Origin of the sequence: Blautia sp. HCP3S3_B11 (assembly GCF_052064435.1) — a bacterium.
In the GTDB taxonomy this organism is placed as follows: Bacteria; Bacillota; Clostridia; order Lachnospirales; family Lachnospiraceae; genus Blautia_A.
In genome coordinates, this window is the sequence record NZ_JBQHVP010000004.1 from 130,172 (window position 1) to 154,541 (window position 24,370).

Annotated in this window: 19 protein-coding genes, 1 pseudogene and 1 other annotated feature; of the genes and pseudogenes, 2 read left to right on the forward strand and 18 right to left on the reverse strand. The window is 42.3% G+C overall.

The genetic code is table 11. The annotated features are described in order from the left end of the window. Positions 1-3: 3 nt before the first annotated feature. The 6 genes from ilvB to ACTNC0_RS04285 all read right to left on the reverse strand — a co-directional run bounded on the left by ilvB (position 4) and on the right by ACTNC0_RS04285 (position 6,875). Positions 4-1,722, reverse strand: a complete 1,719-nt coding sequence (ilvB, locus tag ACTNC0_RS04260; protein WP_441086441.1) for a biosynthetic-type acetolactate synthase large subunit — start codon at positions 1,720-1,722, stop codon at positions 4-6. A 76-nt stretch (positions 1,723-1,798) separates the two neighbouring features. Next, positions 1,799-2,067: a binding site (T-box leader), on the reverse strand. Between the two features lie 490 nt (positions 2,068-2,557). Next, the gene (gene hcp / locus ACTNC0_RS04265) at positions 2,558-4,150 is read right to left on the reverse strand and encodes a hydroxylamine reductase (protein WP_441086442.1); all 1,593 of its coding nucleotides are present in this window, start codon (positions 4,148-4,150) and stop codon (positions 2,558-2,560) included. 88 nt (positions 4,151-4,238) lie between these two features. Further along, positions 4,239-4,847, reverse strand: a complete 609-nt coding sequence (locus ACTNC0_RS04270; protein ID WP_441086443.1) for an ATP-binding protein — start codon at positions 4,845-4,847, stop codon at positions 4,239-4,241. A gap of 453 nt (positions 4,848-5,300) precedes the next feature. Further along, positions 5,301-5,660 carry a helix-turn-helix domain-containing protein gene (locus ACTNC0_RS04275; protein WP_441086444.1) on the reverse strand — a complete coding sequence of 120 codons (360 nt, stop codon included), beginning with the start codon at positions 5,658-5,660 and terminating at the stop codon, positions 5,301-5,303. Positions 5,661-5,679: 19 nt separating this feature from the next. After that, positions 5,680-6,429: an ABC transporter permease gene (locus ACTNC0_RS04280; protein ID WP_441086445.1), complete on the reverse strand. Its 750-nt coding sequence runs from the start codon at positions 6,427-6,429 to the stop codon at positions 5,680-5,682. Then, the gene (locus ACTNC0_RS04285; RefSeq protein WP_441086504.1) at positions 6,429-6,875 is read right to left on the reverse strand and encodes an ATP-binding cassette domain-containing protein; all 447 of its coding nucleotides are present in this window, start codon (positions 6,873-6,875) and stop codon (positions 6,429-6,431) included. The genes ACTNC0_RS04280 and ACTNC0_RS04285 overlap by 1 nt, the downstream gene beginning before the upstream one ends. A 162-nt stretch (positions 6,876-7,037) precedes the next feature. Between ACTNC0_RS04285 and ACTNC0_RS04290 the strand changes: the two are divergent. Further along, positions 7,038-8,595 (forward strand): annotated as a pseudogene (locus tag ACTNC0_RS04290) (response regulator transcription factor). 17 nt (positions 8,596-8,612) lie between these two features. Then, positions 8,613-9,257: a hypothetical protein gene (locus tag ACTNC0_RS04295; RefSeq protein WP_441086446.1), complete on the forward strand. Its 645-nt coding sequence runs from the start codon at positions 8,613-8,615 to the stop codon at positions 9,255-9,257. A 115-nt stretch (positions 9,258-9,372) separates the two neighbouring features. Here ACTNC0_RS04295 and ACTNC0_RS04300 read toward each other — a convergent pair whose 3' ends face one another. From ACTNC0_RS04300 to ACTNC0_RS04355, 12 genes are all read right to left on the reverse strand, one after another. Next, positions 9,373-10,035, reverse strand: a complete 663-nt coding sequence (locus tag ACTNC0_RS04300) for a hypothetical protein (RefSeq protein ID WP_441086447.1) — start codon at positions 10,033-10,035, stop codon at positions 9,373-9,375. A gap of 54 nt (positions 10,036-10,089) precedes the next feature. Further along, on the reverse strand, positions 10,090-10,791 hold the full coding sequence (locus ACTNC0_RS04305; RefSeq protein WP_441086448.1) for a hypothetical protein: 702 nt from the start codon (positions 10,789-10,791) through the stop codon (positions 10,090-10,092). A gap of 128 nt (positions 10,792-10,919) precedes the next feature. Continuing rightward, entirely contained in the window at positions 10,920-12,323 is a 1,404-nt protein-coding gene (gene rhaB, locus ACTNC0_RS04310; RefSeq protein WP_441086449.1) for a rhamnulokinase, read from the reverse strand. Positions 12,324-12,565: 242 nt separating this feature from the next. Continuing rightward, a complete protein-coding gene (locus ACTNC0_RS04315; RefSeq protein ID WP_441086450.1) occupies positions 12,566-13,681 on the reverse strand; it encodes a substrate-binding domain-containing protein in 1,116 nt (371 codons plus the stop codon). A gap of 187 nt (positions 13,682-13,868) precedes the next feature. Then, on the reverse strand, positions 13,869-14,849 hold the full coding sequence (locus ACTNC0_RS04320) for an ABC transporter permease (protein ID WP_441086451.1): 981 nt from the start codon (positions 14,847-14,849) through the stop codon (positions 13,869-13,871). Between the two features lie 11 nt (positions 14,850-14,860). Beyond that, the gene (locus ACTNC0_RS04325; RefSeq protein ID WP_441086452.1) at positions 14,861-16,372 is read right to left on the reverse strand and encodes a sugar ABC transporter ATP-binding protein; all 1,512 of its coding nucleotides are present in this window, start codon (positions 16,370-16,372) and stop codon (positions 14,861-14,863) included. Positions 16,373-16,392: 20 nt separating this feature from the next. Further along, positions 16,393-17,370, reverse strand: coding sequence for an ABC transporter permease (locus tag ACTNC0_RS04330; protein WP_441086453.1), 978 nt, complete (start codon positions 17,368-17,370; stop codon positions 16,393-16,395). Positions 17,371-17,511: 141 nt separating this feature from the next. Continuing rightward, positions 17,512-18,489 (reverse strand): substrate-binding domain-containing protein, encoded by a 978-nt coding sequence (locus ACTNC0_RS04335; RefSeq protein ID WP_441086454.1) that lies wholly within the window; start codon positions 18,487-18,489, stop codon positions 17,512-17,514. Beyond that, positions 18,476-20,302 (reverse strand): sensor histidine kinase, encoded by a 1,827-nt coding sequence (locus ACTNC0_RS04340; protein WP_441086455.1) that lies wholly within the window; start codon positions 20,300-20,302, stop codon positions 18,476-18,478. The genes ACTNC0_RS04335 and ACTNC0_RS04340 overlap by 14 nt, the downstream gene beginning before the upstream one ends. Continuing rightward, entirely contained in the window at positions 20,299-21,918 is a 1,620-nt protein-coding gene (locus ACTNC0_RS04345; protein WP_441086456.1) for a response regulator, read from the reverse strand. The genes ACTNC0_RS04340 and ACTNC0_RS04345 overlap by 4 nt, the downstream gene beginning before the upstream one ends. Positions 21,919-22,233: 315 nt before the next feature. Further along, positions 22,234-23,244: an aldo/keto reductase gene (locus tag ACTNC0_RS04350; RefSeq protein WP_441086457.1), complete on the reverse strand. Its 1,011-nt coding sequence runs from the start codon at positions 23,242-23,244 to the stop codon at positions 22,234-22,236. Between the two features lie 14 nt (positions 23,245-23,258). Then, entirely contained in the window at positions 23,259-24,308 is a 1,050-nt protein-coding gene (locus ACTNC0_RS04355; RefSeq protein ID WP_441086458.1) for a galactitol-1-phosphate 5-dehydrogenase, read from the reverse strand. Positions 24,309-24,370: the final 62 nt, after the last annotated feature.

Genomic DNA, 24,370 nt, shown 5'->3' on the forward strand with positions numbered 1-24,370 from the left:
TGATTAACAATCCATAATCATATCTTCCAGAGTTCCGCCTGGTTTGATCATCGGGTAAACCATCTCTTCCGGATCAATGATAAATTCAATTACTGTAGGTGCTTTCGTATTTTTCTTCGCTTCTTCAAAAGCGGCTGCAATTTCTTCTTTCTTAGTAACACGGATTCCCTTCGCTCTGTAACTTTCTGCAAGCTTGATGAAATCTGGTGTGTACTGTGGATATTCCATACCTTCTGTACGGCGGGAAAGAGCTCCTGCACGCAGGTTGGTCATTGCATAACGTTTGCCATAGAAAAGCTTCTGCCACTGACGTACCATACCAAGGTACTCATTATTAAAAATACAAAGAATAACCGGAAGTTCTTCAAGAACTGCTGTTGCCAGTTCCTGAATGTTCATCTGTACACCGCCGTCACCGGAGATTACGATAACCGGTCTGTCAGGATTTCCAATCTTGGCACCGATACCGCCCGGAAGTCCATATCCCATGGTTCCAAGTCCACCAGACATGATCATCTGCTTTCCTTCTGTAACTTCTGCATACTGGGAAACAAGCATCTGGTGCTGTCCTACGTCTGTGACAATAATGCTGTTCTCAAACTGGTTGTTGATTTCTTTCAGAATATCCATCGGACTTAATATGTCATTCGGGCGCATAACAAGTGGATGTTCCTGTTTCCATTTCTTAATCTGATCCAGCCATTTTCCTGTGGAACATTCCTGTACATATTCGTTCATTTTTGTGATGGCTTCTTTTGCATCAGCAACAATCGGAATGTCTACCTGAATGTTTCGGGAAATGGATGCTGTATCGATATCGATATGTACAATCTGTGCATGTGGTGCAAATTCATGGAGTTTTCCTGTGATTCGGTCATTGAATCGTGTTCCGATGGAAAAGAGTACATCACAGTTGCTTACTGCCATATTTGCAGCATAAGCGCCATGCATACCAAGGTTTCCGATATAAAGCGGATGGTCTGTCGGGATTGCGCCTTTTCCCATGACTGTTGTGACAACCGGTACGTTTGTTTTCTCTACTGCTTCGCGGAAGATTTCGTGAGCACGGGAAATTACTACTCCACCGCCTGCAAGGAATAATGGTCGTTTCGCTTTGTGCAAAAGTTTCAGGGCTCGTTTGAGCTGACCAATATGAACATCTGTGTTTGGTTTATACCCACGGATGTTGACATTTTGGGGATATTCTGCACTGCCAAGTTCGGCCATGACATCTTTTGGAAGGTCAATAAGGACCGGTCCCGGACGACCTGTGCGGGCGATGTAGAATGCTTCTTTGATAATGCGTCCAAGGTCTTCTCTTCTGCGGACTGTGACACCGTATTTGGTGATGCTGCGTGTGATGCCTACGATATCTACTTCCTGGAAGGCATCGTTTCCGATAAGGTGACGGGCTACCTGACCGGTGAAGCATACGAGTGGAACGCTGTCATAGTTGGCGGTTGCAAGACCTGTTACAAGGTTGGTTGCTCCCGGGCCGCTGGTTACAAGGCATACGCCGACTTTGCCTGTTGTTCTTGCGTATGCATCGGCTTCGTGAACGAGGGCCTGTTCGTGACGTGGGAGGATGACTTTTACGTCGTCTTGTTTGTAGAGTTCATCGCTGATGTCGATGGTGCAGGCTCCCGGGTAGCCGAAGAGGTATTCTACGCCTTCTTCTTTTAAGGCTTTGACTAAGAGTTTGTTGCCGGATATTTGTTTCATATGTTTTGGGACCTCCTTTTGTTTGAATGGGGACGCTCAGGAATTTATTTGTTATAAAAAACGCCCCGGGCTTATTGCCCAGGGCGAAAATATCTTTCCGCGGTACCACCTGTATTCAGAGTTTTGCTCTGCACTTTGTCAGTACGGATATACTGTGTTCCTGTAACGTGGAACTGACGTTGACGCCTACTGGGCATAGCTGCAAAAGCTGTGTTATGGGGTGCAGTATGCTGTTGGGGTCACTGCTCAAGGGCTACTTCTACAACTCGTTCACGAAAGCTTTCACCGACCGCTTTCTCTCTGGGCATCACGGGGTTGTGTACTCCTCCCTGTCATTGCATTTGATATTTGATATTTAGCTGTTGCTTATTGGTAAATATTATACATTTTGATATATGGGGTTGTCAAGGTTGTATTTTCGCCCAGTGTTAGAACGTATCGGCGTGGTTACTGTTCACACGCCACTATCCCGCGAGGTGTTTTGGCATGAGAATGCCAAAATCCCGAGACATACCGCGCGAATTTATGCGATTAGCATAAATTCTGTGCATCGCGAAGCGTGTTACTGGGCACGGAGTGAACAGTAACTCGGCGTGTGAACAGTAACTATTTTTTATATAAATAGAATATCAAAACCATTTTATGTTTTCAAGTTTTTAAAATATGTTTTAAAAACTTTTTTATATTTTAAGTTTTAGCATTATATTTTATTATATCTGAAATCTTAGAATTTTATACATACTATAAGTTAGTTACATTTCCAACTCTTATTTCTCCTGAAAAATCTTTGCTAACTGAAAAGCTGCCCTTCTAAAAGAAAGACAGCTCACATTTTTTATCCAAGAATTGTTTTCAAATCTTCTTCCGGGGTTGTTACCGGGGCGATGTTGTAGTTTTCTGCCAGGTAGTTTAAAACGTTTGATGAAATGAATGCCGGCAGGGTCGGGCCTAAGCGGATGTCTTTGATTCCTAAGTGTAACAGTGTGAGAAGGATGCATACTGCTTTCTGCTCATACCATGAGAGAATCATGCTCAGTGGCAGTTCGTTTACGCTGCAGTTGAATGCTTCCGCAAGTGCCACTGCTACTTTGATTGCGCTGTAGGCGTCGTTGCACTGTCCCATGTCCATGATTCTCGGGAGTCCGCCGATAGTTCCAAGGTCAAGGTCGTTGAAACGGTATTTTCCACAGGCAAGGGTGAGGATGATGGTGTCGTCTGGGGTCTGTTTTACAAAGTCTGTATAGTAGTTTCTGCCTTTACGTACGCCATCACAGCCGCCTACCAGGAAAAAGTGTCTGATGGCTCCTGATTTGACTGCTTCAATTACTTTATCAGCTACTCCCAGTACTGTTCCATGAGCAAAGCCGGTTGTAACTTCTGTTCCTCCATTGATTCCCGTAAACTGGGTATCTTCTGCGTAGCCGCCCAGTTCCAGGGCTTTCTCGATTACCGGTGTGAAGTCTTTTTCGTCGTCAATGTGGGTTACATCTGGGAAGGATACCATTTCTGTGGTAAATACTCTGTCTTTGTAGCTGGCTTTTGGCGGCATGAGGCAGTTGGTTGTGTAAAGAATCGGTGCAGGAATATGGTCAAATTCTTTCTGCTGGTTCTGCCATGCGGTTCCAAAGTTTCCTTTCAGATGTGGGAATTTTTTCAGTTCCGGATAAGCGTGTGCCGGAAGCATTTCTCCATGTGTGTAAATGTTGATTCCTTTTCCCTCTGTCTGCTGAAGGAGGAGTTTGAGGTCGTAAAGATCGTGTCCTGTCACTACGATGAACGGGCCTTTTTCCACTTTCAAAGGTACGGTTACCGGTGTCGGTGTGCCGAAGGTTTCGGTATTTGCTTTATCAAGGAGTGCCATACAGCTTAAATTTACTTTTCCTACTTCCATCACTATCGGGAGAAGTTCTTCCATTCCCCAGTCTTCCGCCAGTGTGAATAATGCTTTATAGAAGAAGTTATTAACTTCCTGATCTTTATAGCCAAGAACCATTGCATGGTATGCGTAGGCAGCCATTCCTCTGATACCGAAAAGGATCAGGGATTTCAATGAGCGGATGTCCTCGTCAGCTTCCCACATACGTTTCATATCATAGTTATCTGTATTTCCGCATCTGGATGCACATGCTGCGCAACCTGGCACGATTTTGCTCTTTTCTGCATTTACTTTGTCTATCATTTCCTTGATGGAATCATCATCAAATGCTACGTTAGTCACTGTAGTGAAGAGTCCTTCTATTATGATTCTGTCTGTTGTTTCTTTTCTTTCATTATTTGTGCAGGCGCGGGCAAGTCCGATTAATGCCCCTGTCAGTTCATCCTGAAGTCCTGCTGTATCTGCGGTTTTTCCGCATACTCCTGCTTTTCCTGTACATCCGCTGCATCCCGCAGTCTGTTCACACTGAAAACAAAACATCTGTCTGTCCATTTTTTATCTCCTCTATGATTATACAATTTTTATAATTATTGATAATGGTTAGTCTATCGAATATTACGTTACTATTCTCTGCGGTTTCTTACATATTATCCACAATCCGGCCATCTGTGGAAATGATTTTTACCTGCCATGGAATGAACTTTCCACTGTTTCTTAATGCCGTCTCCGCTGCTCTGGCGAGTCCGCCGCAGCATGGGACTTCCATTCTGACAATAGTTACGCTTTTAATGTTATTCTGACGGATAATCTCTGTCAGTTTCTCGCTGTAATCGCCTTCATCAAGTTTCGGACATCCAATCAAAGTGATTTTGCCCCTGATAAATTCCTGATGAAAATTTGCATAAGCATACGCGGTACAGTCTGCTGCGATCAGAAGATGAGCTCCATCAAAATATGGAGCATTTACAGGCACCAGTTTGATCTGTACCGGCCACTGTCTTAATTCTGAATTCGCTTTCATATTAGCTTTCACCGCCGCTTCATCAAATGCGGCTGCTTCTCTTTCAATAAAAGAGATTGCATTTGTCGGACATACCGGCAGGCAGTTTCCCAGTCCGTCGCAGTAGTCATCTCTTAACAGTTTTGCCTTGCCGTCTACAATACCGATTGCCCCTTCCTGACAGGCGCTGGCGCATAATCCGCATCCGTTGCAGAGTTCTTCATCAATGTGTATGATTTTTCGAATCATATTTCCCTCCTGAAAATTCTTTAAAAGTTATATGTGAATGTTTGTTTTTTCTTGATTACAGGTCAGAGTATATCTGATATCGCCAGTTAAGTATGTTGTAAAAACAACAAATTTATATTTTCTATAAAAAAATCTCAGGACTTTTATTTTTCGTCAGGGATGGCCCCTGAATTTAATAAATATCCTGAGATTTTTATATGTCTTCATTTGCTCATAAACATATGATACATTTTTATCTGTATACAGATTTATTTAACAAACAGGTATTCTATTATATTATCAATCGGATATTCGCAATCCGCTTTCGCTACGTGGCTCTACACCAAATAACTGCTTCGCAGTTTATCAGAAGGGGCTTGTACCCCTTCTGATACAAGCAAGTCCCCACCCACTGCTTATTGCTCTTCGCAATTGAAGCAGGGGACTTACTTGATTTGGTTAAAATCACTGCAACTACAGACGTACCAGCTCCTGCTGCCTGTTTTTCTCTCTGAACACACGCGGCGTCATATGATATCGTTCTTTGAATACCCTGTGAAAATAGCTGTTATTTTCATATCCCACAGCTGCGATGATATCACTGATTGGAAGATCTGTATCGCACATCAATTCCACTGACTTATTCAGACGTTTTCTCTGAAGCAGTTCTTTGAAATTAAATCCTGTACTTTTCTTGATCATCTTGCTTAACACATGCATAGGTAGATGGAGGATTTCACACAGTTCCGTAAGGGTTGTCGTTCTATATTTCTGCTCGATATAATCCAGTGTAGTCATGGAAATCATATTTTCATACTGATTCGGAACGCGCATCTGTACGTACTGTACAGAATCAATCAGGTATAAAAAGATCAGGCATTGCGGAAGCATATACAGATACCTGAAGTGCCCCGCCAAGACCTGCAAGAATACCCATGATCACATATACCAGTAATTTGATATTTTTTACATTGATACCGGAAACTTCTGCTGCACTTGCATTACTTCCTACTGCGTAAATCTTACGTCCTGTTCTGGTCCATTTCATAAACCAGAAGAAGAATACATAGCACACAATGATAATCCAGAGAACTTTGTTCAGTCCCAGAAACTTTGTTGTTGCAAAATTCTTAAAGTTTCCAAGTGCTGCTGCACTTGCCCATTCACCACCGTTGGAAATCAGATATCCTATTGCACGGAATACATACATGAAGCCCATGGTTGCAATAATCGGAGGCACATCTGCTCTGGAGATTACCAAACCTACGACTGCCCCGCAGGCTGCACCGATTGCAATCGCGATGACAAATGCTACAAATGTATTTGAGATATGCTCATATTTCAGAAGCATACCGATTGCCATACCGGACAATGCAAGTGTTGACATGATAGAAATATCAATACCACCAACCAACATAACACATAACATACCAAGTGACATAACCAGTGTTACTGCATTATTTTTCAAAAGCTCTGTCAGAGATTTCCATGTCAGGAATGATGGGCTGATTACTGTTACCACTGCACACAGCAGAATCAGAATGACTGCCAGCAACACCTCACGAGAGCCTGTGATTTTCTTTAAAACGGATTTCTTTTCCATTATTTCGCTGCCCCCTCTCCTGAATTATGGCTTTTCTCCATTGCCAGTTCAAGGATTCTCTCCTGTGTTGCCTCTTCTTTTGTAAGCTCACCGATCTTGCGTCCGTTGCACATTACAATAATTCTGTCAGACATACCCAGGATTTCAGGCATTTCAGAGGAAATAAGAATGATTGCATAACCCTTCTGGGCAAGTTCACCCATGATTGCATAGATTTCAGCTTTTGCACCAACGTCTACACCTTTGGTCGGCTCATCCATGATAACAACTTTCATTTCCTGGCTTAATGCCTTGGCAACTACAACTTTCTGCTGATTACCACCGGAAAGAGAACTTGCAGGTTGGAAAATATCTACCGCCTTTGTATCTACTTCTTCGAGAAGTCTCTTTGCCAGATCTCTCTCTTCTTTTTCATTTGCCAGACCACTCTTTGCATATTTACTGATGGTTGGAAGTGTAACATTTTATCTAATATGTCGTAGTTTTTTCTTACTATGTATCTACAAATTAATTCCTGAAATGAGAAATTCAGACGTACGATTATTCGGAAATTCAACTTATTGGTACATTAGCTATGGGAACACAAACAATTACAATGGAGAATGAAAATGAAATTACTTATCGTAGATGACGAGGAGCTTACACGTACCGGTGTGATCTCCTCTATTGACTGGAAAGCATTGGGAATCGAAGAGGTTCTTCAGGCAGATGATGGAATGAACGGACTGGAAATGGCTAAGAAGTACCATCCGGAAATTATCCTCTGCGACGTAAGAATGCCCCGGATGACCGGTATCGCAATGCTTGAGAAACTTGAGAATATCCTTCCTGATTCCATTCCTATTTTTATGAGCGGATACTCAGATAAGGAATATTTAAAAGCAGCAATTAAACTAAAGGCTGTCAGCTATATAGAGAAACCATTAAATCCATCCGAGATCCGCGATGCCGTTCTGGAAGCCAGGGAACTTTATCTGAAGAAAGTCCGTTCTCACAGAGGCGAGGCTTTGCAGTCTATGGAGACGGCTTCTCATCTGGCTCATCTTCTGACTATGCCGCACAAAGATGCGTCCACCGAAATTACAAAGCTAGCTGCTGAACTTTCTCTTCCCTGAGGTCCCGGAACCCACGTCACCTGTGCAGTGATCCATCTTCGCGCAGTTCCCGAATTTATCGAACCATCACCTGAGAATATTTATCAGCAATTCCACAAGCTCCTGGCTCATTATCACGCAGACTGTGTCTTTGTTGCCAAGAAACTACAGTATCTGGTTTATTTTATATTTACTGATGGCTAGGTTTCTTCAAATCTTTCTCATACAATAGAAGATTTCCTGGTCAGAGAATTTCAGGGATATGGGGAACATTTTATTGCGATCGGCGAAAGTTTCAATGGTTTCTCACGCGCTTATCAGGCGTATACTTCCGCAGTAATTCTATTGGAAAGCAGCTTTTTCTTTCCGGTAAATTCCTGTCTGACTCCGGAGTCAATGGACAGTCTGGCAGCCACATCTTACGAAACCGCCCCAACTTCGGCAGATGTTCTGTTTTCAGAAGCGCTCTCTTCGCAGAACCGGACAAAATGCCAGGAACTTCTCGAAAAGTTCCAGAAACAATATGAGCAAAATACTCATGTGCTTCCCGATCAGACAAAGGATCTCTATTATAAACTTTTTTATTGCACTGGAAAATGCCAGAAAGCAACAGCAGCTTTCCGCACTCTCCTATACTTCAAACAGCATTGTTGCTTTTCTTGAAAAATGCTTTACCTTTCAGGAATTTCATCATACCCTTGTCAGACAGACAGATACTTATTTCGAAGATCTGAAAGCTTCTGTTCCTGAAAATTCTACGATTTTTATGATCAAGGATTATATCAGTAAAAATTACAGCAAAGAAACACTTTCTGTAAAGGATATCAGTTCCCACGTTTTCCTTTCTGCCTCTTATGTGTGCACGTTCTTTAAAAACGAAACAGGGCAGACTCTGAACCAGTATCTGACCGAATACAGAATGGAAAAAGCAAAAAATCTTCTGGCGGATCCAAGGTATAAGATTGCTGATATTTCTTCCAGGGTTGGCTACAGTGACGGCAATTATTTTGGCAAAAGCTTCAAAAAATATACCGGTCTTTCTCCTTCTGAGTACAGAGAAAAACTGAACTGATAAAGGAGAGCCTATCTATGACATACAAAAAAAAGCACCGGTTTCAGGAATGGTATGGCAACCTGAAGCTTCAGTCAAAATTCACCCTTGCCCTGACTCTGATTGTTGTAATTCCTGCCATACTGGTAGCTGTTTTCTTTTACAGTCAGCTTTACGATATGGTAGTTTCCAACACGATACGAAAGGAACAGGAGATTTCTTCTAAAACGGCACCTCTCATTGAAGAGACCGTCATTCGGGTAACGGATGCCTATGAGGAACTGGCATCTCTTGCTTTTTTTAAGACCATTTTTCATAATCCGGTCAGCACTCCCCTCGGGGAGCTGACGCACACACAGGATGCCGAAGATTTCCGAAAAAAGGTAAATGAGATTGCTGATAAAAATCCAGTCAACGCCATACGGATCTATCTTCAGACTCCGGCTTCCCAGAACAGTCTGTTTGTCAGCGAAAATACCCGGAATACCTTTCTTCCCATGTCTTCGGCAAGAGGAACTTACTGGTATGAAATTTTTCAAGGGAGTCATGTGACAGAACTGTTCTGTCCACCTTTTTATCTTGGCACAAAGGAGCGGGACAGAGCAGTTCTGGCGGTACGAATATTGCTATCTATAATACTCATCGCAGGCTGCAGATTCTGTATGGACAGAAGTATGGGCTGACCTATACCAGCACTCCCGGTCAGGGAACTGAAGTACAGATTAGAATCCCCGCAAAAAAGGAATCCTGAAATTTCTCTCAGGATTCCTTTTTATTTTGAATATGTGATTTGGATTTTTATCTTGTAACAATTTCTACCGGCACGTTGAAGATTTTGGCAACTTTAAGGATTGTATCAATATGTCTTCCTGTAGCAGCTGCCATATGGTGTGTCGGGCCTGCTTCGCTCCAGCGGTTTACAAACTCTCTTGCGCCGCAGCTGAAACGTGTTCTCATGTTTGTATCACCAAAGGAAAGAATCTTACCTTCTTCATTTACACCTTCTGCTGCTACAAACTTAAAGTGTCCGTCTGCATCCTGTGTGATAGCCAGATAAGTAACCGGTCCTGTGTATGGATAGAACTGTGTCAGATACCCGCCGCCTGTCTTGCCATGGAATACTTTCACGATCTTCATAGTTGGTTTCTTATCGGAAATATCAGCATCACCACTTCCGGAATGACCGATAATGCAGATGTCATCATTGAAGTCAATAGAGTACATCTCTGAAAGCTGTCCTGTTCCGGAGATTGTCTTTAAGATACTCATTGCCATGGCAACTTTCATATCGCCTTCTACCGCGCAGGCTGTACCCTGTTTGATCAGCATGGAAAATGCCGGGATCAGCATACTGTCAAGGACGCCAGCTTTGCCCTGCGCAAAACCATCGTAATGAGAAGCAATAAGTCCGAGATGCTCTTCTTTTACCCATTTTTCAAATGCAACTACATATTTTGCCATATCCCATACTTTCTCGATTGTTCCGCCACCTTCAATATCAAAGGTATCCAGAATTTACTGAGCTTTTGCACGGATCGCATCTTCGTCTGTAACATCATCAGCAATTGCCCACATTTTCTCCCAGTCGAACTGTTTTGTGTAAAGGAACAATCTGTTGTACAGGTTTGTCTCATCAATATAGAGATCCATCATACCCGGATATGGTCTTCCGATCTGTGCGATATTTGTATCACGGAATCTTCTTCTGACCTGAGCAGCTTTACACCAGTCTTCAATCTCAGCCTGGACTCCAGGATCTCCACCTTCAGCAACACCAGTGATCACTGCGTGTCTCTTTCCGGCTCTCTCCAGATCGGCAACAGCTTCGCCTACTGCACCGCAGGCATAACCTTCACCCAGCCAGGAAGCAATATCTGTATGGTCATAATCCAGTGCTTTGAGCTTCTGTACATTTACCAGTACTACCGGAACATCCAGGTCACGTACTGCCGGAAGCATATTGTAGGATGTTGCATAAGTCAGCATCTGAAGAAATACGAGGTCAACATCTGCTGCACGGAACTTGTCTCCTGCTTCCATTGCCTGCTCTTTGGTTGTTACCATACCACCATCAATGATCTCGACAGTGTCCGGAATTGTTTTCTTAAATGCTGCATACTGTGATTCAAATTCCGGTACTAATGACGGGAACTGTGGAAGATATGCACCTAATGCGATGGAAAATACACCAACTCTTGCTTTTGTGTTAACTAACATAGTATAAAACCTCCCAGTTATTTTTGTTGCTGATTTCTCAATAGTTATTACCCTTTACATTCTTTTTTACAGCATGTTTTCTGCGATAACAATGTATGAAATAACCTGACGGAGAATCAGCAATTATCTTATTCTTTATAAATTTTTATTCCAAAGGACTCATGAATGGTTGTACGAGCCTCTTCGATTGTCTCAAATTCTTCTGCCTTGAGCATCTGCGCGGTGATATTTCCAATCGCAGTTGCCTCACCAGGACCTGCATGGATTTCTTTCTTTGTTGCCTTTGCGGTCAGCTCATTGAGATATCCTGCATTGGAACCACCGCCTACGATATGGATACGGCTGTATGTTCTGCCGGTCATTTCTTCCAGCTCTTTGGCTGTCTTTGCATAGCATTCTGCAAGACTGGTATAGATAACAGTTGCGATTTCTCCCAGTGTCTCCGGAACCTTCTGTCCGGTTCTGCGGCAGTAATCCTTTACTTCTTCTGTCATATTGTCAGGAGAAAGGAAGCACTCATCGTTTGCGTCTACTCTTGACGGGAAGTCCTTCGCTTCTTCTGCCATCTCACAGATTTGCGCGAAGTTGTATGCATCATTAAATTCATGACGTACAGACTGGATCATCCAGAGTCCCATGATATTCTTCAGATAGCGGAAACGTCCTGCATATCCGCCCTCATTTGTGAAGTTCATCTCGCAGCTCTTCTCAGAGCAATCTGCTTCTTTTCTCTCAATTCCCATCAGTGACCATGTTCCGGAACTGATGTAAATGAAATCGTCGTCATTTGCAGGAACTGCCAGTACTGCGGATCCTGTATCATGTGTTGCAGGTGCGACCACTTCAAGGTCAAATCCTACTTCTTCTTTAATCTGTTCTGTCAGATGTCCGATACTTGTACCAGGCATGATCAGTTTCTGGAATATTTTCTTAGGATAACCGAGCATATCGATCAGCTCATAATCCCATTCTTTTGTAGTCGGAGATACAAGCTGTCCGGTTGTTGCTTCTGTGTATTCGCAAGTCTTCTCTCCCGTGAGAAGAAAGTGGAAATAATCCGGTACGTGAAGCAGTGTCTCTGCCTGTTCCAGATACTCCGGATATTTCTTCTTCACTGCCATCAGCTGATAAACTGTATTAAAGATTGCTTTCTGGATACCGGTTCTTGCATAAAGATCTTTCAGGGAAATTGTCTTATAAACTTCTTCGTCCATTCCCTCTGTACGGTGATCACGATAACCTACTGTATTTCCAAGAACTTTGTCATCCTTGTCCAGAAGTACGAAATCTACGCCCCAGGTATCTACGCCCATGCTTACCGGGATCTTTCCGATTTCTTTACATTTCTTCAGACCGTTTACAACCTCTTTAAAAAGACGGTCAAATTCCCAGCAAAGCTCTCCGTCTTTTTTTACCATTCCGTTTTCAAAACGGTAAATCTCCTCGAGGATCATCTTTCCGTTTTCCATATGTCCAAGAATGTGACGTCCGCTGGACGCTCCGATATCTACTGCTAAATAATATGTTGCCATTTGTAAAACCTCCTCAATATATGAATTCATACGATCTTCATATCTGATGACTTTATTCTATCCCATCTCGACTCTGGGGGTAAGAACCTTGTTTGTCTAAAAAAGTGTCCTTATTTGCAAAAAAGCGGCATCAGATATGCTTCATTGAACAACAATGCCGCACTTGCCATACGGCAGTGCGGCGTCTGTATTTTACTTAATTCTAAGGATTCATTTCCTCTCGATATTTATTTACTTATCGATTAGTCATAAAGGTTAGGAGCGATCTCTTCGTCTTCCATGTTTGTGGAATCATACCAGTAACCTTCTGTAGGAACATCTTCAAGTTCCTGTCCGTTAGCTGCTGCTGTCAGAGCGTAGATTGCATAGTAGCCCATCATCAGAGGAGACTGTGTAACAGCACCTACGAATGTTCCATCCTGAACTGCTGCTTTGATGATAGAACCAGCGTCGAAACCAACACCGATAACATCGCCGTTTGCTGCATCAGATCCAAGAACGTTCAGGTTTGCGTTAGCTGCAAGAACACCTTCTGCGGATACCTGGTTGGAACCGAAGATAGCGATGCAGTTTTCCTGAGAAAGGATTGCCTGTGCTTCTGTTGAGCAGAGCTCTACAGTTGTCTGTGCAGGAACTGCGATCTGGATAACAACGTCTGCGTCAGCTTCTTCTGCATCAGCGCCTTCTGCTGCGTTTACATAGAATTCGTTACCTTTTACAGCTACAGTCTTACCATCAGCCTGTACAAGTTCGATCATCTTGTTGATAAATCCTAAACCACGCTGCTGAATGTTCTGAGCAGTTGCATCCTGGTTAACTTCACCGATGATAACCTGTCCGTCAGCGTTAGCTACAACATCTTTGATGGATTCATACATATGCTCAGCAGCTACAGAACCAGCCTGTGTATTATCTGTACAAACTTCGCAAACTACAGATCCTTCCGGAGCGTCAGCAACACCTGTATCAAATGTTACTACCGGGATTCCTTTGTCAGCGCACTCCTGAAGTGCATCGAGAACAGAAGATGTATCGCATGCTGCAAGTCCTAAACCAGCCGGATTAGAAGCGATTGCTGTGTTGATCATGTTAACCTGGTCAGCGATATCAGATTCACTGTTTGGTCCCTGTGCTTTATAAGTAACACCAAGTTCTTCAGAAGCTTTCTTCATACCTTCCTGAGCTGCATCCCAGTATGTAGACTGGAAAGATTTAACCATCATCGGGAAATCATAAGCTTCGTTAGCTTTCAGATTTTTGAACTGTTCTGGCATATCAGCTGCCATAACGCTTGATGCGGACATTCCTGCTACCATTGCTGCACACATAACTAATGCGATCACTTTTTTTGCTTTCATTTAAAACTTCCTCCTTTTAATATACATTAATATAGTTTTTTTATGATGATACTCCGGAAGCTTCCGTCTTTCGTTCCCGGCCTTCCCCCAAAATACACCTTATGACAATACTGTCGCCGAACATCCCCTGGAAGCCTTCCGTAAGTTTCATATCTTATTTAGTTACTGTTTTTTTTCTGTTTTCCTATTATTTTGTTGCTGCTTTCTTTTCTTTCATGATATCGATCAGAACTGCGATGATCAGAACCGCACCGGTAATGATCTGCTGCCAGTTTGCCTGAAGTCCGATATATGGAAGACCGGTCTTCAGAAGCATGATAACGAAGATACCTGCTAATGTACCGATTACTGATCCATAACCGCCTGTTGCCGCAACACCACCTACGAATACACCACCGATGGCATCCATTTCAAGTCCGGCACCGGTACCAGGCTGTACAGTTGGTGTAACTGCTGCGTATGCGATAGCTGCAAGACCTGTGAAAAGTCCGCATACTACATATACCATAACATGGTAGAATTTAACGTTGATTCCTGAAAGAGCTGCTGCTTCTTTGTTAGAACCGATTGCAATTGTGTAACGTCCGAATTTTGTATGATTCAGAACATATTCCATTACCAGAACCAGGATAATCATCCATAAGAAACCGATCGGGTAACGGGAAGCGCTTCTTCCGGTTCCAATTGTAAGTTTAAAAATTGAGTGGAACCATCCACCGTCCTGTGTAAGTCCCGGCCACGGAGTCGCACTGCATAAGGATCCGGCGCCTCGGGTTATCATACAGGTACAAAGGGTTGCAAGGAATGGAGGCAAATTCATAATACCGATCAGTACACCATTTGCTGCTCCTACAATAATTCCAAGTACAATGCAAACTAACATTGCAAGTGCAACCGGGAGATTATTATTTCTTACCAAAGATCCTGCGATCAGTGCATAACATACCATACCAGTTCCGATTGAAAGGTCTACACCACCGGTGATAATCGGGAATGTAACACCAATTGCCATCAGAAGATCATAATATGAGAAATCCAGCATACTCAGAATCGTGGTATACTGTCTGAACTCTTTACTCTTAAAGGAGAAGATTGCAAACAGTACAATAATAACCAGTAATACAATAAATCTCTGATCACTTAAAATACTTTTTTTCTTCTTAGTCATGACTTTCCTCCTTAATCGATATTCCGTGTTGCCTGATTCATGATGTGTTCCTGAGTAGCTTCGGAAATATCAATGTTTCCTGTTATCTTACCTTCACACATAACGATAATACGGTCACTCATTCGGAGAACTTCTGTCATTTCAGAAGAAATCATGATAATTGATTTACCTTCTGCTGCCAGCCTGTTCATTAACTTGTAGATTTCGTTCTTGGCACCAACATCGATACCCCTTGTCGGCTCATCGAAGATCAGGATGTCGCTGTCTCTTGTCAGCCATTTTGCGATTACGACTTTCTGCTGGTTACCACCGGAAAGGTTTACAACTAACTGATCCGGGCTTGGAGTCTTGGTTGCAAGTTCATTGATATACTTCTCTGTAACCTTTTTCTCTTTGCCTTTGTTGATCATAAGTCCGCTTGTATACTCTTCCATTGTTGCGAGTGTAGTATTCTCTGTTACAGATTTCTGTACTACAACTCCATATCTTCTTCTGTCCTCTGACAGATAACCGATACCATATTTAACTGCATCCTGTGGACTGTTGATTGTCACTTCCTGAAGCTTTCCGTCTTTTCCCATAACAGAGATCTTTCCACTCTGTTTCGGATCTGCTCCAAACAGTGCTCTGGCTGTCTCAGTACGTCCGGCGCCCATCAGTCCGGAGAATCCAAGGATCTCACCTTTACGAAGTTCAAAGCTTACATCCTGTACCATTTTACCTGCATTCAGATGTTCTACTTTAAGAACGACTGGTGCATCCGGTGCAACCATACTGTGCTGCTTAGGATCTTCATAAATAACACGTCCAACCATCATGTTGATGATGTCTTCTTTTGTACTCTCTGCTGTGATCAGTGTTCCTACATAACCACCATCTCGCATGACAGTTACTCTGTCTGTGATAACTTTGATCTCATCCATACGGTGAGAGATATAAACGATTCCAAGACCTTTTTTACGAAGATCACGGATGATCTCAAATAAGTCTGCGATTTCTTTCTCTGTCAGCGCTGCTGACGGCTCATCGAAGATGATAACTTCAGCTTTATGAGAAATCGCTTTTGCGATCTCACACATCTGCTGTTTACCAACAGTAAGATTGTTCATCTTTTCTCTTGGATCGATTTCAATGTTCAGATCCTGGAAAAGCTTCTTGGAATCTTCGATCATTTTTTTGTCATCGATACGGAAGCCTTTCTTTGGCTCACGTCCGATAAAGATATTCTGAGCAACGGTAAGGTCACCTACCATGTTCAGCTCCTGGTGAACGATTACGACACCAGCTTCCTGTGCTTCTTTTGTATTATGGAATTCAGTTTCCTGTCCTTTATATGTAATAGTTCCTGAATCCTTCTGATAAATACCGGTAAGAACTTTCATCAGTGTGGACTTTCCGGCACCGTTTTCTCCCATAAGAGCATGTACTTCGCCGCGTTTCACTTCAAAATTAACGTGATCCAGAGCATGAACTCCAGGAAAGGACTTATCAATGTCCTTCATAGTTAAAATAACTTCACCCATTGTTACATCCTCCCTTCCGATCAGTTCTTTCTACGTCTTGCAGAAACATCGACATAAACTGCTACGATAACAATAAGACCTGTGATGATCATCTGCTGTCCTTTACCAAGGCCAAATGCCATGATTCCCTGCTGAAGAAGAGAAATGATAAACACACCGATTACTGTACCGCCGATGGAAGCAAGTCCACCAACCATGGATGTACCACCCATTACGCAACCTGCAATTGCTTCGTTGTTATACTGATCGCCGTATCCAGGCTGAACAGTTGTATAAGCACCAACAAAGAAAATTGCTCCGATTCCAACTAACACACCACAGATGACATATGCAAGCATCTGCCATTTTCTTGTATTAACACCGCTGAGTCTTACTGCTTCGCTGTTAGAACCAAGGCAGAGAATGTAACGTCCCGGTTTTGTGTTATACAGAATGATTCCGCAGATTACTGCTGCTATAAGGAAAATCACAAGTCCTACAGGGAAACCTTTATAGGAAATGATATTTCTGAACCATCCATTTACCGGATCACTGCTCTGTGGCCAGCTGACTGACTGAGTCTTTGTAAATACAGATGCGATACCTTTTGCAATATTCATAGATGCCATGGAAATAATAAATGGCGGAACTGACATGTAAGATACCATCCAGCCATTAAAGATACCAAATGCAAGTCCGATCAGTACACAGATCACCATTGCTGCCGCACATGGCACGCCATAGGAATTCATGCAGTAACCTGAGATCAGTGCACAACAGAACATTACCGGTCCAATGGAGAAATCGATTCCTCCAGTGGCAATTACAAATGTTACTCCAAGTGACAGAAAGCCCAGGAAGTATACATAGTTTAAAGTAGATTTTATACTGTCGCTCACTGGGAATTTACTTCCCAGAACTACTTTGAAAACTACGAACATAAGAATCAGAATACAGATCAACAGGATTCTGTTCAAGCCGAGCTTTTTCACGATTGGATTTTGTTTCAACTTTTCCAAGTTTTTCACCCTCCTTACGTTATTTCGTATCTCTCTTTGTTTTCTATATCTTACCTTACCTGTCGGATAATTGTAATGAAATATCTTCCAAAAAAAGGTTAAATATTTCCTGTCTTGCAATGGAAATATTTAACCTTTTTATCAATTAAATGGAAAGATTAGTCTTTCTATATCACTGTTATACATATTCTCAGGTGTAACCAGTTCGCATCCGGAGTCTATGTTTTTTTCTACCGCATCACCATTAAGCAGATGAATCGTTTCTTCCACGCCGATATATCCCATACGGAATGCTTTCTGCACAATAATACCTTTGTAGACGCCCATTTCCATAAGGTTGATTGCTTCCTGCGAACAGTCAACTCCCACTACAACGATCTGATCTTTCACACCTGCGTCGCTGACTGCCCTTCCGACACCGACTGCAGAATATTCATTCATTCCTGCGATCATTTTCAAATCCGGATACTTTTCCATCAGTTCCTGTGTCAGTTCATAGGATTTCTCAAAAAGAGAATTGCAATAGACTACTTCAACGATATTATTTGCATAATCTCCCAGACCTTCCCTGAATCCCTGCTCTCTTTCTACTGCTGTCGAAACACCTTTCACATGACTGACGATGGCAATCTTAGAATCCTTATTTATCAGTGTGCGGGCATATTCCCCTAACATCCTGCCGACTTCCACATTATCTGTGGCAACTGTCAGATCCTGCAGTTCTTCATCTGTATAAGAGTCTATATATATAATACGGATTCCCTGCTCCTTTGCTTTTTTCAAGAGGTCATCAGATGCATCCATACTGGACGGGGAGAATAATATCGCATCTGGCTTCTGTTCGATTGCTTTTTCCAGAAGCTGGTTTTGCTCCTCTATATTCTCCTCTTTATCCGGTGCCATGATCTCTAGTTCAGAGTTATATTCTTCTGCCGCCATCCTGCATCCCGATATTACTGAAGTCCAGAAATCGTTTGTATCGTCTCTGATTTTTGGAATATATATCATGGAACACCTTCTTGTCTGTGTAGCCTCTGGCGTCAGAAGTCCGGTAAAAATCACCAGTAATGCCGCCATAAGGATAACGGCGATCATAATCTCTTTTTTATGACTTTTCATGGGATTCCTCCTGACTTCTCGGAATTACAACAGACGCTGTGGTTCCTTTTCCTTTTTCACTGTGATAAATGATACCGTAATCCTTTCCATAATAAAGTACCAGACGCTGCTGTACATTGTACACTCCAACTCCGTTGGAACGGTAATTTACTTTATGCTTATCATAAATATGCTTCAAAGTTTCCGCATCCATTCCCACACCGTCATCTATGATATCAATTACCACATTCTCACCTTTTACGTATCCATGTACTGTCAAAAGTCCTCTGCTGTCCTTATATTTCAGTCCATGATAAATAGCATTCTCCACAATTGGCTGCAGGACAAGACGGATGATCGGTACATGAGTAATATATGGATCCACATCTATCTCAAATTCCAGCTTATCTTTATAGCGCATTTTCTGAATCGTAAGATAACTTCTGACATATTCAATTTCCTGTCCGATAGAAACAAGTTCATCCTCATTACTGATGCTCTGTCTGAGAAGCCGCGCCAGAGACGCAGTCATAACTACTACCTCTTCATTCTTCTTTCCCTCTGCCATCCATATAATAGAATCCAGGGTATTGTATAGAAAATGTGGATTGATCTGTGACTGCAGGGCCTTCAGCTCTATCTTTCTCTTCTGCTCCTGTTCCTTCACATTCTGCTCCATCAGTTCCCTGATTCTGTGCGTCATCACATTAAAGGAACGGGTAAGGCTTCCTATTTCATTATCTGAAATCACTTCAATATCTTCGATATCAAAGTTTCCTTTCTGGACACGTTTCATCGAATCACGAAGCTGTTGAATAGGATAGGTAATATTTCTGGCAATAACACTTGAGATTAGAAGCGCCACAATGATCAGTCCGATGGCCACCAACACATAAATGCTTCTTGTCTGCCGGCTGTTTCTCAGAAGCTCTGACATATTCATACATCCAACGATCGTCCAGCCCGTAATGTCCGAATGAGATAATGCATAGATTTTCTCTTCATCACCACTGCCGGCAGTGACAATATCTGACTCGGCATTCATAACAAGAGAAATATTCTCTGTCTGCAGTTCATTGTAGAGCTGCTGTTGCTGCGGATGATAAACAATATTTCCTTTCTGATCCAGAATAAAAACGTAGCCTTTATCCCCCATACTGCTCTGTGCGCAAAGTTCACTGATTGCACTGTAATTTAAGTCAATAAAGACAACTCCGTCATCACCCTCTGTTCCCGTATAATTGCGGATTCCCCTGCTCAGTGTGATCACCCATGGTCTTTCTCCTTTGATCACATTCTGCACATGAGATGAGGTCAGATTATACTGGTCATATTTTCCTACCGCATCTGCGTACCATAGCTGCGTATTCAGATTCACATATGCATTTCGCACAGATAATCCATTGTCAAACAGGGACGGACCATTCTTATCTTCTCTGACGATACCGATATTTCTAATATCTGAGCGGCCCTTCAGGATTGTTTTAAACTGTTCGATCAGACGCTGTCTGTATTCACTGTATTTTTTGTCTGCTGTCGCTCCATGCCCATTTTCGGTGTAGAGATACTTATAGGCATCTCCACTTCCTGCTATCAGTGAAGCAATATTATCCATATAACTGATATAAGAATCGATATTCTGGTTCAGCTGTTTAATGATCGTCTGTGTATACATGACAGAGTTTTCATAGATTGACGAATTGGTATATCTTAAGGACACCAGTGTTACAGCCAGTACCGCACTTAATACCAAAATCGAAACTGCGCAGAAAATGGAGCTCTGGATACTTTTAAATTTTGAAGGAATCCTTCCGGTTATTCCTTTCAGTTTCATCGGCGTTTCTCCCTTGCATATTCTGTCGGTGTTTTTCCTGTGATCTTCTTAAATGCGATTCCGAAATAATGTGGGTCTGAGAAGCCTACTTTCTCCGCAATCTCATAGTTCTTCATTGTCGTATTTTCTAGCAGTTCTTTTGCTTTCTCCATTCTGGTTCTGGTAAGCACCTCAACAAATGTCTCACCTGTCATTTCTTTGAAGATGGTACTGAAATAACTGGTGCTGATATTTAAATAAGAACAGATACTGTTCAGACTCAGATCCGGATCCATATAATTATTCTGTATATAGTCCATGGCAAGAATTCCCTGTTTCTGGCTGCTGGAGCTATTCAGATCCTTAAGAGAATCAAATACGCTTCCTGCATATTCTTTTACCAGTACTGCGGCATCATCAAAGGTTTTTGCCTGTGAGACAGATTTCAGCAGTTTTTCTCTCTCGGCTATGATTTTCTCCGGATTATCACTTAACGACTGGCAGGTATTTCCGATGGCTCGGATTACCTGCTGAAGGTAAATGCAGGCATAACTTTTCTCCACCATGGCACCCTTAATCTCTTCTTCGATTTGATTCAGGATTTCTGTTACCCGCTGACGGTTTCCTGCTTTTATCTCGTCAGTCAGTTCTTCCAGTGGCTTTATGAGATTGATACTTTTGTCAGTCTGCTTTTCTTCCATATCAAGCAGAAGATTTCCGCCCAGCAGATATCTGTATCCGATAGCCTTCTCGGCAAGTCTGTAGGAATATATTAATTCCTGCGGTGATCTCACCCAGTTTCCGATTCCAATAGAAGTTTCAATTCCAATCACTTCTTTTACCTTCTGTTGAATTTCCTGGCAGATACTATGTATTTTCTCTCCGAATTCCCTGGATCTGTTTCCGGTAAATATCACGCAGATACGGTTACTTCCCTCCTGATAGGCAACACCTGCATTCTCTCTTGTCATGATCTCATTACTTACATTAAAAAGAACAAAGGACATTAATGCGCTTTCCTGTTGTTTATGCATATCAACCTGGTAGATATCAGAATACGTATCCATGTCAAAAACAGCAATTCGAAAGCTGGGACAGTCAAAGCGGATTCCAAGTTTCTCAAGTTCAAGAAGACTCACCTGTACATCCCGGGTACAATTTACCAATGTCTCAAGTGCTTTTGAGCGAATTACATCTACATTCTTATGATAATCCTGAGAAGTCTGTGCAAGAGATTCCATTTTTTTCTGCTTTTTCTTTCTGGCATCTACCTTCTCTTTCATATTTTCAATTACTTTTGTCAGTTCCATTGCTGTAACCGGTTTGAGCATATATTCGCTGACATTATAACGGATTGCTTTCTTTGCATATTCAAATTCCCCAAAACCGCTGAATATTACAATGAGAATATCCGGATAATTGTCATGTAGAAATTCACTCAGCTCCATGCCATCCATATACGGCATACAGATATCTGTCAGTACGATATCTACTTCATGATCCTGAACAAATTCTACTGCCTGTCTGCCATTCTCACAATCCCCCACGAGTTCGCAGTCCAGACCTTTCCAGTCAATATTCTCCCGGATTGCATCCCTGACCAGAATCTCATCATCTACCAATAATATTTTGTACATATTCAATTTTCCCCCATAAGATCAGGCAGATATCCCATATCCCGCTGCCTGACATTTCATCCGATATCTTGCATCCTCTTTCTTTTTGATTCCAATTATAATACCACATATTTACTATATTTTCAATTTTTCGTTTGAATTTTTTATATATTTTACACAAGGTTCATGGTGTTTCGCTGCAATTCATTATATAGTTCTACCCCAAATAACAACTTCATAGTTTATTTGAATAGTCACCCATCAGTCTTTTCACCTAAAATAAGGGTGCGTTTACCCCGCACCCTTATACACGCAATTATGTATTTATATTTTATCTTATTTTACGATCACACCATCTTCATCCCAGAGATCATGCCAGTCATTTGCACCTTTCCAAAGGAATACGTGCCCTTTGATCAGTCGGTTATTTTTATCAACTGAACGGATAATTTCCATTTCTTCATCTGTCAGTGGATCTTCTGTTACACATTTCAGATTCATGGTATAATTTTTCTCTTTTAATGAGAATGGAATCGGCGCTGCACCTCTCTGTACTGCCCATTTGATACAGATTACTGCCGGATGTACTCCATGAGCTTCTGCGATTTTCTTTAATTCCGGAAGTTCGATATCTGCGATATCTTCTGGCATTTTATCTCTTTCCGGGCGCTGTGGTGAGCCGATTGGGCAGAAACCTACGATTTCAATGCCATGTTCTTTGCAATAATCAAACAGTTCCGGCTGCTGGAAGCATGGATGAAGTTCCATTTCGATCGCAGCTGGTTTGATTCTGCAAAGCGGTAAGACTGCTTCCAGTTTCGGGATTGTCATATTTGACATACCGATGTGTTTAGTCAGTCCCATATCTACCAGACGTTCCATCTGTCTCCATGTTGCCATAAAGCGCTCTACAGAAAATGGTTTGGAATCCGGATTACGCGAATCTACATCACAGTGCGGTGCATGATAGTTCGGGAATGGCCAGTGTACATAGTACATATCCAGATAATCAAGCCCAAGATCTCTTAATGATTTGGCACATGCAAGAAGAACATCGCCTTTTCCATGCATGTCGTTCCATACTTTTGAAGCGATAAAAAGTTCTTCTCTTTTTACTACGCCCTCTTCAAATGCCTGTGCAAAGACCTTACCAATCTGGTCTTCGTTTCCATAACATGCTGCACAGTCAAAGGAACGATAGCCTGCGCGGATCGCACCTGCAACGGATGCAGATACTTCGTCCGGATCTGCATGGTCACTTCCGAAAGTTCCCATTCCTACTGCCGGCATTTTTGCCCCTGTGTAAAGTGTTCTCTGTGGAACTGTAGCTGGATCAATAAATGTCATGTGATATACCTCCTTTAATCTTCATTCACTAAAAGAATTTTTCCTTTTACAAGTCCCGGAGTCTTGTAAAGCTGGAATGCTTCCTGTGCCTGGCTCATCGGGATTTTCTTATAAATAAATCCCGGATCAAATTTCAGCTGACCTGTTGCAAAATAGTGTGCTGTCAGATCCCATTCTTTTCCCGGGAATGGTGAACTATAGGACATCCAGGAACCTGTCAGTTTAAATTCTTTGCGGTTCATATTTTCCCACTGCTTTGGCGTAAAGCTAAGTTCCTGATGCGGCGTTCCGATAAAGCAGACATGCGCTTTATTGGCAGCCAGTTCAAATGCCATATGCATTGTCGGAACCTGTCCTGCTGTCTCATATACAAAGCCATAACCTTTTCCATCTGTAAGAGCCATAGCTTTTTCCATATATCCTTCTTCTGTTGTATTGATCACCTCATCAGCGCCAAGGCGTTTTGCCAGTTCGAGACGTTCCGGGCTGATATCAAAAACAACAACCTTCTTGGAACCGAAAATCTTTGCCCACTGCATTGTGAACATGCCAATCGTTCCTCCACCAAGGATAGCCACACACTGTCCGCCCTGATAATCATTCTGGAGCAGGCCATGAATAGCTACTGTAGATGGCTCAAACATTGCACCCTGCTCATATGAAATAGATGAATCAAAAGGTACTGCATTCTGTTCCGGAATAACTACATAATCTGCATTACTTCCATTCTCTCTGGAACCAATAAAGCTGTAATGTTTACAAAGAGAGAAGTTTCCATTCTGACAGTCATCACATTTCATACATGGAAGGAGCGGTGCACCTGACACACGGTCGCCGACTTTTACCTTTGTAACGCCTTCTCCAACTTCCACAACATCTCCTGAGAATTCATGTCCCAGTACGATCGGATAAAAATGAACTCCGTTATTTAATACACGCGGAATATCTGATCCGCAGATTCCGGAGCATTTTACCTTAACCTTTACCCATCCTGGTTTTACCTGTGGTTCTTCTACTTCCTGATAACGTACATCTTCATTTGCTACTACAACTGCTGCTTTCATTTCTTTTATGCCTCCATTTCAGGTGGATATATCCGCCCATTACTTACATCTGTCATTACCAT